Below are 9651 nucleotides of genomic sequence, written 5' to 3'. Positions count from 1 at the left end.
TCCCTTCGGTTTACTGGCCTGCGCTGACGGCGCGGTGGTAGGCGGTGAGGGTGACGTCGATGGCCTTCTCGGGGCTGCCGCACTGCCTGTTCCAGTCCCCGATCAGCCGGGTCCATCCCTGGTCGCGCAGCACGCCGAGGACGTGCCAGGCGGCGGTTTCGGCGCCGGACATGGTGCCGACGCCCAGGGCGACGGTGGTGACGAGCGCCCCGCAGATGCAGCGCTGCCCGCGCTTGTTCCGTAGCTTGTGCGGCTTCGCCTGCCAGCCCCACTCGCGCAGGATCGCCGCGGCCACGTACAGCTGGGTGGACGGCGGGTGGGTGCAGTCCCGGCGCCGCCCACGGTGCGCCCAGTCCGGCAGGACCGCGGCGAGCCGGCCGGGGAGACGGACATCGATCGGGGGCCGGGTTCCGTGCGGGTTGATGCCGCCGAGGGCCTCCTCGACGAGCTCGTCCACCGTCTTCGTCAGCAGTTTCCGCGAGGCCGGCGCGGCGGGGGCGGTGCGCTGGTAGTCGGCGGCGATGGCGTCGAATGCCCGGCGGTCGGCGGGAGTGAGGGGCCGGGTTTTGTACATGCGGGCGGCGGCCTGATCCAGGCTTGCCGCATCGGGCATGGCTGTGGTCATCTAGTGGCCTCCTACGGCCTTCGTGGTGACGGGGAGGGGTGGGGCGCCCCGGTGCTGTCCAGGCGATGCGGGGCGCCCCGGCTGAGCTACAGGTCTTCGCCGAGGTGGAAGCGTTCGATGGCTCGCCCCAGCTCCACGAGCTCGGTGCCGTCGGTGATGCGGGTCTCGAAGCGGGCAATGACCTCGTCCTTGATGCGACCGCTGGTCTTCTCGTCGCCGCGCTTCTTCGCGGCGATGTAGTCGCGCACGGACTGGTGCGTGATCTCTAGATCGGGCATTGGGTCTCCTTCGTCGATGCCGGCTGCGTCAGGGGGCTACGGCTTACTGAACGAGCAGGTCTTCGCGTGCTTCTGGGCCTCTTCGCGCGCCCTGTAGCTGCTGCCACCCTCGTCGCATCCGCCGCATTCCCACCCGTCGCTGAGGAGGTAGCCATTGCTATCCCTCCGCTCGAAGACGCGGACAGCTACTCCGACCCGGTTCTCGGTCGTGGCGGTGATCTTTTTCTTCACGGCTGTGCTCCTTTGGGATTGATCGGTGATGACGACGGGGATTGGGCGGGGCGAAGAGTGGGCGGCCCGCGTCGGGGATGCTCGGTGGTGCCCGGTCCGCTATTGATCGCGGATCTCCTCAAGGGTGATCCCGGCCTTGCGGGCGTCTGTTGTGGCGGCGCGGGCGGCGACGTAGTCCTCGTCGGTGCCGCTGGCCTCGTATGCCGCCCAGGTGCGGCGCGCCTCGGCGAGCAGCTGCTCCCGGCCGGTGGTCGCGGCCATCAGATCCACCGGCCGCGCCGCTTGGCCTTGCGGCGGTCGTCGTTGGCGTCTCGGACCTGCTTCGCCAGCCCGCGGATCTCGGTCTCGTCCAAGTACCGCTCGGTGTCGTTCCCGAGCGGCCCGGCGACCTGCGGGCTGGGCTCCCACATGCCGCGAACCCCCTTGGGCTGGGAGGTGTAGACGGTGCCGTGCTCGGCCAGCAGCTGTTCCACGCTCTTGGAGCCGACCATGGCCCCGCCCAGGAGCGGGTGCGTGTGGGTGACCTCGTAGCGGGCGCAGAGCCGGGGGTCCTCGTAGGGGGCGACGCGTCGGGACACTTCCTCGATCACGTACAGGGTGGTGCCCGTGGGGACACGCTGGATTGCTTTCATGTCGCGGCGGTTGTTGCGGTAGACGGTGGGCATGTTGATCTCCTTCAAGTGAGCCGTTTGCGGTAGTTTGTCCCCCGGTCGGGAGCGTGGACAGCCCCCGGACAGGGGGTGGACGTGACCCGGGTCGCGTCCGGGTGCTGTCCGCCCCGTGTCCGGCCTCTGACCGGGGGATATATCGGGATGAACTAGGGCAGTGTCCGGGGGTGTCCGGGCACTATCAGTCGCCCTGGAGGTACCTCACGGCGCCGGCGATGTCCTCCCGCCGGTAGCCGTTGACACGGCCCCGACCCGGGATCGTGACCTTGATCGTGCCGCCCGCCCCGGCCGCCCGAAGCAGCTCGCCGAGCCGCTCCCCCGTCATGTCGCCGATCAGCTCAGCCATCTCATCCAACTGAGCCGCGTCCCGACCCAGCCGGTCCATGGCCTCCAGCGCGCCGAGTGCCGCATCGAGCTGGAGCTTCTGCTCCGGGGTCATGTGCAGCACCTCCAGGCCCGGCTCGCCGTTACGCTTCGGCCCGCCAGCCGCGGAGGACAGGCCGGTGGCGTTGATCAGGGCCCGCTCGATCGGGTCCTCCCACTGACCCACCAGACGGCCGGCGGCCTCGCGGAGCTGGGCCGCGCGCTGCATCAGCTCGGTGACCTCGCCCCGCTCGTCCTCGTCAAGGTCGAAGCTGCGCGCCTTGTCGGTGACCCCCGCGAACGGATTGACCAGCCAGCCCAGGCCCGGCATCGGCGGGTCGAACTTGGACGCGTCCCTGCCGCTGCCGCTGGCGCTGCCGCCGAGAATGGCGTTGGACTGGGTCGCGTTGTCGACGCGCATGGCCCACCTGGCACCGCAGTTCATCGCCAGGCCCTGGGGAATGACGTCGACCTCCGGGTACTGGGTGATCAGCACCATCAGGATCCCGGCGCCGGCCGCTACAGCGGACAGTTTGATCAGGGCTTCGAGAATCTCGTCCCGCAGCGGCAGACCGGGGCGGGTGAATGTGGCCAGCTCGTCAATGACCAGCACTTCGATGCCGCCGAGACGGTTGATGGTCTCCACTGTCAGCTTCGACTTGCCGATCTCGCCGAGGATCTTGTTGCGGCGGTTCATGTCGGCGATCAGGGCCTCAAGGAGGTTCAGGAGCCGCTGCGGGTTGGGCTTGAAGTATGTTGCGACGACCCCGGCCTTCGCACCGGCGTCCCACTCACCGTTGGTCTTCCCGGCCACGATCCGCAGGTTGATCCGCACGTCCATCGCGGCCCCAGCGACGAGGTTGGCGGCGCCGACGCCCTTACCGGAGCGGGTCATGCCTGCGATGACGAACGAGCAGTTGTTGATGGCCAAGTTGATCGTGATGCCGCGCTTGTTGAACGCGACTGGCACCCCGACCTTGAAGGCATCGAGCCCCCCGCGCATGTCCATCAGGGGTGACGGACGCGGCGCCTCGAACGGGTCCCGGTCGGTCATCCACAGCGATGCCCGCCCGGCGGCGCCCGCCTTCGTGATGTCGATCATCGACGAGTCGAGGCCAAGGAACGCGGCCAGCGCCTCCTCCCGCTTCTTCAGCGCGGTCACGGTCACAGCGGGCGGCAGGTCGAACACGACGGTGGCGGTGCGATCCGCGCCCCACGGCGATGCGGACAGGACCCGAATGGCGCCGCGGAAGCCGATGCTGTTGATGGCCTCGGCCAGCCGCTCCTCGGTGAGGGCCGGCTGGCCCTCGACTGCTGTCAGCTGCAGCGGAGCCTCGCCGGGGCTGGGCCGTCCGTGCCAGACGCCGACGGCGTAGGCGCCGACCGCCATGCATGCCTCGACCAGGGTGCCGCCGACCATCACGCCTGCGGCGGTACCGGCCGCGGCTGCGACGGTCCATCCGCCGGTTTTGGCGGCGTGCCACAGCTTGTGCTCGCGGGACTCGGCACGCAGGTTCTTGACTGCCTTGTGTGCGGCCTTCTCGGCGCCGCTGTCGCCCTTGGCGTCCTTCCGCTCGGCCTTGGCGGTGGCGATCATCTGCGGGTAGTCGTCGCGCCACACGTCGAGCCACCGGGAGGCGAGGTTCTTGTAGCCGCGCACGGACCAGCCGACGTACAGCTTGTTGTCGATCGCGTGATCCTTGGCGCGCTCGATGCGGGCTGCCGCGGACTCGATCCACGCGGGCCGGACGATCTCGCCCTGGTGCTTGACGACGGTCCCCTCGACGGCCGGGGAAGCCTCGGCCGGCTCCTTGACGAGGCTCAGGTTGGGCTGGCGGATGGGGTGCGGTGCGGTAGTCATGGCGGCGTCTCCCGATCAGTGGTGGTAGCCGTTGACGACAAGGTGCTTGCGGGCGGTGTCGGCCGCGGCAACCCGTGCGGCCGGGTGGTAAGGAGCGGTGTCACCCTTGCGGCGAACCGGGGGAACAGGCTTCTGGCCAGACCGCTTCTTCGGCGCCTTCTGCGGCCCGCCAGAGGGCCGCTCAGAACCCGGGGGGATTTGGGACGCCACCTGCGAAGATCCAGGCTTCAGGAAGCGGCTCACAGGGGCCGGGTGGAGCAGTTCCAGGAGCCTGCCTCGCGTGCTCACCGGGGAGCCGTTCGCGGCATCCATGGCGTCGACGAGGGCCTTGCTGGAGGCGAGCTTCTCTCCGTGCAGGGCCGGGGTCATGCCGGGCGTCTTCGTGCCGTACTTGATCTCCCAGGCGGAGGCGAACGCGTCCTCGAACGCGAGCGCGCCGTAGGGTGCGGCGGACACCAGCTTCCGGGCCAGCTTCACGACGTCCTTGTGGTCGCTGTACCGCTGCCGCTCATGCTTGGCGCGCGCCTTCTCCTCGGCCCGCTTCTTCGGATCGGTGACGGCGGCGGTGAGAGTGAGGACCCACTGGCGGACTTCGAAGAACAGTGGGCCAAGCATCGTGACCGCGGCGAGGCCCCAGCCGACGGCGGCGGCGTCCGCTGGGTCGAGTCCGTGGCCTTCGAGACTGAGACCGTACTTCAGGTTGATGTTGGCGGCGTATCCGGCGGCGGACATCGCAAGACCGCGCATCAGCCACCGCACCCAGCCGGGCAGCTTCCGGTCGTCGGCGTAGGCGACACCGGCGTTCATCACCCAGGCGGCGCCTTCGAGGGCGAAGGGGATCGGCAGCAGCATGATGCTGATCCCGACGAAGTGCATGACCTGCGCGGGCAGTGATGCCGCGGCGGAGGCGAGCACGAGGGCGAGGGTGCCCTTGCGGTACACGTTGCCGGGGGTGAGGGTCTTCTCCCGGCGGGCGGCGCGGGCTTGTCGTCGGGCGGCACGGTCGCGCCGCTGCTGCGCCTTCTCGGCGCGCTGCTCTTCGCGGTTGGCCCGGCGCTCTTCGCGGCGGCGCTTGTCCTCGGCCGCCTTGTCCTTGCGGCGGCGTTCGGCGGCGGCGTCCTCGTTCTTCCGGCGCTGCTCGGCTTCGGCAGCCAGATTGCGCCTGCGCTCCTCGCTCCAGCTGCTCATCGGGCTGGTCCTTTCTGTGGGGGTGTCGGGGGGGGTGGTTAGGCGGTGGTCTTGTACTCGTCGGGGGTCTTGGTGCGCACGTAGTGGCGGCTGATCTTGTCCTCGTCGATCAGCCCGTCGAGGACGAGAGCGGCGAGCACGAGGACGCCGAGCAGGATCCGCATCCCCACGGGCGGGACGATGCCGAACAGCCAGCTCAGTCCGGCGATCATCAGGGCGATCCGGAGACGGGCGAGCCCCGCGAGGAACACGATCACGGCGCACCGTCCGCGTTCTTCAGCAGGCGGGCGGCGTCGAACACAACGTCGGTAAAGGCTCGCCGGTCGTCGTGGGTGCCGTTCTCGACGATCTCCCGCATGTGGGCGATGGCGCCGTCGTGGTCGCCAGCGTCGATCGCGGCCACGGCCTGGTCGGCATGATGCCGGGCCTTGGGACTGAACCGGGGCATGAGGTACTCCAGGTCGATGGGTGGTGGGGTGTCTGACGGGCTCTCCACCACCGCCCGGAGTGCAAGGTCGGGCGGGATGGGCTGCCGTCAGGCGCAGGTCAGTCGAACTGACTCGGGCGGGGGGACGGCCCGACAGACCACTGGGTCTCGCGCCGGGGGGCAGCGGCGCTGTTGAGCTGCTCCAGCAGCCACGGCTGGTCGAACGGTGCCGGCGCCTTGAAGTCGTGGCCACACGGGCACGTCACACGCGGCTTCTTGCCGAGGTAGCCATAGATGGTCAGGCCCTTGTCTCGGCGGCAGTTGGGGCAGCGCAGGATGTCCTGCCCATTGAAGACGACCTGGCTGCGCATGAGGTGCTTGTACAGTACGTCCATGTAGGTTCCCTTTCGATTCGAGTCGGCCTGTCTGTCTGACGGGCTCCCCTCACCGCCGGTACGAGACCGGCGGATCGGGCAGCGGTCAGGCGGTCAGGCGAAGACGTCCCCGCAGCGGGTGCACTCCCAGTCGCCGTACTTGTTCAAGGACGCCTCGGCCCCGCAGTGCATTGGTGTGAGGCCCTGCCGCCGGCGCCGATCGTTGACCTCTGCGGTCCTCTGCTCCCGGGTCGCCTGGCTGTGGGTCCGCAGAGCCTTGTCGAGGCTGTTCTCGGGGTCGCTCTCCGCTCTCCGCTTGCCGAACACTGGTGCTCCTTCCTGTCCGGGCCTGTCCCGGCTCCCCTCACCACCCGTGCGAGACGGGCGGATCGGGCAGCCGTCAGGCGGCGCGGAGCCGCTCGGCGGCGTCCAGCACCCGGCGCCGGACCGCAGCGTCGCGGGACATCACGTAGCCGTCCCGCCAGAACGCCAGCCGGCGAGCCGCATGGAACTCGCAGCCGGTCACCTGCGACCCCGGGTCGTCGGCCAGGCCCACGATCACGGCAGTCCGGGAGCCCTTGCACGGGGCGGTATCGTCGGCGGCTGCCGCGGAACAGAGAGACATGTCAGTCCTTTCGTCGATTGAGTAAGGGCGGTCAGGCGCGAGGCCCGTGCTTGCTGTGGTCGCCGGCCAGATCGCGGAGCCGGCCCAGCTCCGCCTCGCTGCTGCCGCGAGCCACGATCGAGACGCCGCAGTCCTTGACCGGGCAGGTGAAAACGGTCGTGCGGTGGGCCAGGTGGAGCCGCTGGATGAGGTACATGCAGGCGAGGCAGGCGACGATGCCGACGGAGCAGAAGACGAGGAGCACGGTCAGCCCTTGGTGCTGAGCTTGACGATCGTGTGCCAGGGGTACGTGGTCTCGCGGGTCGGGTAGAGGGTCCGCACCATCACGCCGTAGTCGAGGACGTGAAGCTGAACATCAGCGCCGACGAAGTCGCTGCGCTTGACGGCTTCACCGTTGACGAGGTCGATGGTCCAGTCAGTGGGCTCCATGCCGATGTCCTTCCAGTAGTTCGAGTGGGCTCTGGGCGGTCTGGTCGTGCTCGGCACCCGCCAGCCGAAGCTGGAGAGTCCCGGGAACAACCGGGCCAGTCGGTGGGGAGCCGTGCCCGCGGGGCCGCGGGGGGTCGGAATCCCGCGGGCACGACGATCAGGGGGTCAGGCGGCGAGCGCCTTCTTCGACGCGGGCTTCGGCCGGCCGAACCCGGTCCGGTAGTCGGCGGCAGCCTGCTGGTGGAGCTTCGCGACCCGCTTCCTCCGGGCCTCCGCCTCCTCCGGCGTGCGCGGCTCCGGATCACGGCCCACAGCGGTCACCGGACAGCCTCCGGCCCGTACAGGCGAGCAAACTCCCCCGTGATCAGCAGCAGGTCCCGCACCTCGCCGAACCGGCGACCCCGCTTCTCCGACCACGCCTCGAAATCCGCGCTCCCCGACTCCGAACGAGCCTCCAGAATCAGATTCAGGCAGCGACGGGACACCGCCCACGAATCCGCATCCCCCGGCCCATCGGTGCGCACCAGCCACAGAGCCCCGGAGAGGGTGTGCCCCAACTCGACAGGCCCACTCGACCGGCGGACGGAGATCCAACCGTCGCGCTCCATCAGCATGAACGCCGCACCCAGATGGCTGCCGACCTCGGCCCCGGTCACCCGCTCACCGGACGGACCGACCCACAGGTGAGGCTGCTTCGTGGCCAGCTCCAGAACGCGGGCAAACCGCGGGTCACTGGTCGCAACGGTTCCGGCGTGGCGCCAGGCCAGCCCGCCAGCCATCACGCCACCGCCTTCAACAGCGGCGCGTAGCCGATCAGCGCCACCTCGACACCGGCAAACCGGCCCCTCGCGGTCAGGCTCATGGCACTGGGCTGGGTTCGCTTGTCGACCCACTCGGGGAGCATCCCGAGCGCCACACGCCAGGCCTCGAAGTCGGCGAGGCTGTCGTGGAGGCTGATGTCGAGCTGGCCCGGCGTGATGCTCGACACCTGGAACGTGGCGGGCGGCAGGTGGCCGAACACGCGGGCGATCGTCGCAGCCGCCTCGGTCGCCTTCCGCTGATCGGCAAGCGTCCCGGCAGCCATCACGCCACCCGCTCTCGGGGCACGATGCGGAACACGTCGCCGCGCGGGGAGTACACGACCTCGACATCCTCGCCCTGACGGCGCAGGCTCTCGGCGATCCCGTCCAGCGTCGGCAGCGACCGGGAGTCCCCGGCGGGCAGCTCACGCACCATTTCGGCGACGGTCATCACGCCACCTCCGCCAGGTCACCGACGCCGGCCGCGTCCAGCTCGGCGATCAGCGACGGCTCACCCGGGCGGGCCTCGTCCATCGCCGCCGCCTCCAGGTAGGCGGTCGCCATCGCGTCGACGTCACCCCGGGCACGGGCCGTCACGTAGGTGGTGACGATGTCGGCACGGGCCCGGTCCTCCGCGTCCAGATCGGGGACGAGGGTCAGGGCACGCAGCCGGGCGACCCTCGGCGAATCGGACGCCGCGTCGCCGTCGAAGAGAACGGTCGCGGTAGGGAGCGGGGCGAGAGTCGTACTACGATTCACGGTGATCTCCAGTTGCTCAGCAGGCTTCGGGTGGTCAGCCCCGGTCCACACGGCGTTGGCGCGCCGGGCCGGGGTTTTGTGCGTCAGGCCGCCTCTGCGGCGGGGGGCACGGCGGTGAAGGCCGCCGTACCAGAAGAGGATGAGGAGAAGCCCACGAGGGCGGCCTCAGGGACTCGGATCGCACCACCGCCCCGCTTGGCGGCCCCGGGTACGACCGGCTGCCCGTAGCGGGTGGCCGGGATGCGGCCCTCGTTGATCCAGCGGTACACGGTCGCGGGGTGGACTCGCAGGCGGGCAGCGACCTCCTTTACACGCAGCATGAACGGCTCCAATCGCAGGCTTCGCGTCTGTGCACAACCATAAAAGGTTATTCGGCAAGCTGGCAAGCACTACGAGGCATGCAAGTCCACCTGAGTCCACTGCCGAGAGCCGACGCATATGCATCAAGCACTTAAGGTGGAGGTCAGAGCGTTACAGCGACCAGGAGATGCCGGATGAGTGAGAAGTGGACGAGCACCTCAGCGCCATACGTGTCGCCACGTGCCCCCGGCGACACCGACGCATGGACGCAAGAGGCAGGCAGCAGGGGAAGCCAGCACCTGATGGAGGTAGCTACGAGGAAACCGCCACCGGAAGTCGCCGCAGCTCTCGGGCTGCCCCCCGACGAGCAGGCTGTTGTTCGTCGCCGAGTCATGCTCGTAGACGACCAACCGGTCGAGTTGACGGACTCGTACTACCCACAGCGCATAGCGCTTGGAACAGCTCTAGCGAGACCCGGCAAGATCCGAGGAGGCGCACCTACCTTGCTCGCCAACCTCGGGCACCACACACACCGGGTGATCGAGGACGTCGAAGCGCGCACTGCCACCGCGGAGGAGTCCGAGGCTCTCGCCCTCGCAGACGGGGCCCCGGTACTCACCCTTCTGCGAGTGAGCCTGTCTCACAAAAACGAACCCATTGAGGCTTCACTGATGGTCATGAAGGGCCCTCGTCGCCTCCGATACGAAATGGAGATCGACTGAC

The 9651-nt window shown here is 69.3% G+C and carries 21 protein-coding genes; 1 reads left to right on the top strand and 20 read right to left on the bottom strand.

The window, feature by feature from the left end:
- Window positions 1-10 precede the first annotated feature (10 nt).
- The 20 genes from BBH68_RS28590 to BBH68_RS28510 all read right to left on the bottom strand — a co-directional run bounded on the left by BBH68_RS28590 (window position 11) and on the right by BBH68_RS28510 (window position 8948).
- Complete coding sequence (locus BBH68_RS28590) at window positions 11-625, bottom strand: DUF6197 family protein (protein WP_079254615.1); 615 nt, start codon at window positions 623-625, stop codon at window positions 11-13.
- 86 nt (window positions 626-711) lie between these two features.
- Window positions 712-903, bottom strand: coding sequence for a hypothetical protein (locus tag BBH68_RS28585; protein ID WP_065966596.1), 192 nt, complete (start codon window positions 901-903; stop codon window positions 712-714).
- Window positions 904-939: 36 nt separating this feature from the next.
- Window positions 940-1134, bottom strand: a complete 195-nt coding sequence (locus tag BBH68_RS28580) for a hypothetical protein (protein ID WP_065966595.1) — start codon at window positions 1132-1134, stop codon at window positions 940-942.
- A 99-nt stretch (window positions 1135-1233) separates the two neighbouring features.
- Entirely contained in the window at window positions 1234-1395 is a 162-nt protein-coding gene (locus BBH68_RS42190; RefSeq protein WP_158080393.1) for a hypothetical protein, read from the bottom strand.
- A complete protein-coding gene (locus BBH68_RS28575; RefSeq protein WP_065966594.1) occupies window positions 1395-1799 on the bottom strand; it encodes a hypothetical protein in 405 nt (134 codons plus the stop codon). The genes BBH68_RS42190 and BBH68_RS28575 overlap by 1 nt, the downstream gene beginning before the upstream one ends.
- A 184-nt stretch (window positions 1800-1983) precedes the next feature.
- Window positions 1984-3825: an FtsK/SpoIIIE domain-containing protein gene (locus BBH68_RS28570; RefSeq protein ID WP_141713072.1), complete on the bottom strand. Its 1842-nt coding sequence runs from the start codon at window positions 3823-3825 to the stop codon at window positions 1984-1986.
- A 216-nt stretch (window positions 3826-4041) separates the two neighbouring features.
- The gene (locus BBH68_RS28565; RefSeq protein ID WP_065966592.1) at window positions 4042-5214 is read right to left on the bottom strand and encodes a hypothetical protein; all 1173 of its coding nucleotides are present in this window, start codon (window positions 5212-5214) and stop codon (window positions 4042-4044) included.
- A 38-nt stretch (window positions 5215-5252) separates the two neighbouring features.
- On the bottom strand, window positions 5253-5471 hold the full coding sequence (locus BBH68_RS28560; protein WP_065966591.1) for a hypothetical protein: 219 nt from the start codon (window positions 5469-5471) through the stop codon (window positions 5253-5255).
- Window positions 5468-5713, bottom strand: coding sequence for a hypothetical protein (locus tag BBH68_RS28555; RefSeq protein WP_141713071.1), 246 nt, complete (start codon window positions 5711-5713; stop codon window positions 5468-5470). Before BBH68_RS28555 ends, BBH68_RS28560 begins: the two co-directional genes overlap by 4 nt.
- A gap of 47 nt (window positions 5714-5760) precedes the next feature.
- On the bottom strand, window positions 5761-6036 hold the full coding sequence (locus tag BBH68_RS28550) for a hypothetical protein (protein ID WP_065966589.1): 276 nt from the start codon (window positions 6034-6036) through the stop codon (window positions 5761-5763).
- 93 nt (window positions 6037-6129) lie between these two features.
- The gene (locus tag BBH68_RS28545) at window positions 6130-6342 is read right to left on the bottom strand and encodes a hypothetical protein (protein ID WP_065966588.1); all 213 of its coding nucleotides are present in this window, start codon (window positions 6340-6342) and stop codon (window positions 6130-6132) included.
- A gap of 73 nt (window positions 6343-6415) precedes the next feature.
- Entirely contained in the window at window positions 6416-6640 is a 225-nt protein-coding gene (locus BBH68_RS28540; RefSeq protein ID WP_065966587.1) for a hypothetical protein, read from the bottom strand.
- 31 nt (window positions 6641-6671) lie between these two features.
- Entirely contained in the window at window positions 6672-6884 is a 213-nt protein-coding gene (locus tag BBH68_RS28535; RefSeq protein WP_065966586.1) for a hypothetical protein, read from the bottom strand.
- Window positions 6885-6886: 2 nt separating this feature from the next.
- The gene (locus BBH68_RS28530) at window positions 6887-7069 is read right to left on the bottom strand and encodes a hypothetical protein (protein ID WP_065966585.1); all 183 of its coding nucleotides are present in this window, start codon (window positions 7067-7069) and stop codon (window positions 6887-6889) included.
- Between the two features lie 165 nt (window positions 7070-7234).
- Window positions 7235-7390, bottom strand: coding sequence for a hypothetical protein (locus tag BBH68_RS42185; RefSeq protein ID WP_158080394.1), 156 nt, complete (start codon window positions 7388-7390; stop codon window positions 7235-7237).
- Window positions 7387-7848 (bottom strand): DUF6197 family protein, encoded by a 462-nt coding sequence (locus tag BBH68_RS28525; RefSeq protein WP_141713070.1) that lies wholly within the window; start codon window positions 7846-7848, stop codon window positions 7387-7389. Before BBH68_RS28525 ends, BBH68_RS42185 begins: the two co-directional genes overlap by 4 nt.
- The gene (locus BBH68_RS28520) at window positions 7848-8153 is read right to left on the bottom strand and encodes a hypothetical protein (RefSeq protein ID WP_065966583.1); all 306 of its coding nucleotides are present in this window, start codon (window positions 8151-8153) and stop codon (window positions 7848-7850) included. Before BBH68_RS28520 ends, BBH68_RS28525 begins: the two co-directional genes overlap by 1 nt.
- Window positions 8153-8320 carry a hypothetical protein gene (locus BBH68_RS42180; RefSeq protein WP_170066605.1) on the bottom strand — a complete coding sequence of 56 codons (168 nt, stop codon included), beginning with the start codon at window positions 8318-8320 and terminating at the stop codon, window positions 8153-8155. Before BBH68_RS42180 ends, BBH68_RS28520 begins: the two co-directional genes overlap by 1 nt.
- Window positions 8320-8628, bottom strand: a complete 309-nt coding sequence (locus tag BBH68_RS28515; protein WP_065966582.1) for a hypothetical protein — start codon at window positions 8626-8628, stop codon at window positions 8320-8322. Before BBH68_RS28515 ends, BBH68_RS42180 begins: the two co-directional genes overlap by 1 nt.
- A gap of 83 nt (window positions 8629-8711) precedes the next feature.
- Window positions 8712-8948 (bottom strand): helix-turn-helix domain-containing protein, encoded by a 237-nt coding sequence (locus BBH68_RS28510; RefSeq protein ID WP_076972101.1) that lies wholly within the window; start codon window positions 8946-8948, stop codon window positions 8712-8714.
- A gap of 174 nt (window positions 8949-9122) precedes the next feature.
- On the opposite strand from BBH68_RS28510, the gene BBH68_RS28505 reads away from it, so the two are divergent.
- Window positions 9123-9650, top strand: a complete 528-nt coding sequence (locus BBH68_RS28505) for a GntR family transcriptional regulator (RefSeq protein WP_065966580.1) — start codon at window positions 9123-9125, stop codon at window positions 9648-9650.
- The last annotated feature ends 1 nt before the right edge of the window (window position 9651 follow it).

The sequence above is a fragment of the Streptomyces sparsogenes genome (assembly GCF_001704635.1).
In the GTDB taxonomy this organism is placed as follows: Bacteria; Actinomycetota; Actinomycetes; order Streptomycetales; family Streptomycetaceae; genus Streptomyces; species Streptomyces sparsogenes.
The sequence above is the reverse complement of the archived record's forward strand: the minus strand, read 5'-3'. Positions and strand labels throughout refer to the sequence as shown.

Bases quoted from the DNA above. Each gene is read 5' to 3' on its own strand.
- BBH68_RS28590 (WP_079254615.1), bottom strand. From the start codon at position 625: ATGACCACAGCCATGCCCGATGCGGCAAGCCTGGATCAGGCCGCCGCC.
- BBH68_RS28585 (WP_065966596.1), bottom strand. From the start codon at position 903: ATGCCCGATCTAGAGATCACGCACCAGTCCGTGCGCGACTACATCGCC.
- BBH68_RS42190 (WP_158080393.1), bottom strand. From the start codon at position 1,395: ATGGCCGCGACCACCGGCCGGGAGCAGCTGCTCGCCGAGGCGCGCCGC.
- BBH68_RS28575 (WP_065966594.1), bottom strand. From the start codon at position 1,799: ATGCCCACCGTCTACCGCAACAACCGCCGCGACATGAAAGCAATCCAG.
- BBH68_RS28565 (WP_065966592.1), bottom strand. From the start codon at position 5,214: ATGAGCAGCTGGAGCGAGGAGCGCAGGCGCAATCTGGCTGCCGAAGCC.
- BBH68_RS28550 (WP_065966589.1), bottom strand. From the start codon at position 6,036: ATGGACGTACTGTACAAGCACCTCATGCGCAGCCAGGTCGTCTTCAAT.
- BBH68_RS28540 (WP_065966587.1), bottom strand. From the start codon at position 6,640: ATGTCTCTCTGTTCCGCGGCAGCCGCCGACGATACCGCCCCGTGCAAG.
- BBH68_RS28530 (WP_065966585.1), bottom strand. From the start codon at position 7,069: ATGGAGCCCACTGACTGGACCATCGACCTCGTCAACGGTGAAGCCGTC.
- BBH68_RS28525 (WP_141713070.1), bottom strand. From the start codon at position 7,848: ATGGCTGGCGGGCTGGCCTGGCGCCACGCCGGAACCGTTGCGACCAGT.
- BBH68_RS28520 (WP_065966583.1), bottom strand. From the start codon at position 8,153: ATGGCTGCCGGGACGCTTGCCGATCAGCGGAAGGCGACCGAGGCGGCT.
- BBH68_RS42180 (WP_170066605.1), bottom strand. From the start codon at position 8,320: ATGACCGTCGCCGAAATGGTGCGTGAGCTGCCCGCCGGGGACTCCCGG.
- BBH68_RS28510 (WP_076972101.1), bottom strand. From the start codon at position 8,948: ATGCTGCGTGTAAAGGAGGTCGCTGCCCGCCTGCGAGTCCACCCCGCG.
- BBH68_RS28505 (WP_065966580.1), top strand. From the start codon at position 9,123: ATGAGTGAGAAGTGGACGAGCACCTCAGCGCCATACGTGTCGCCACGT.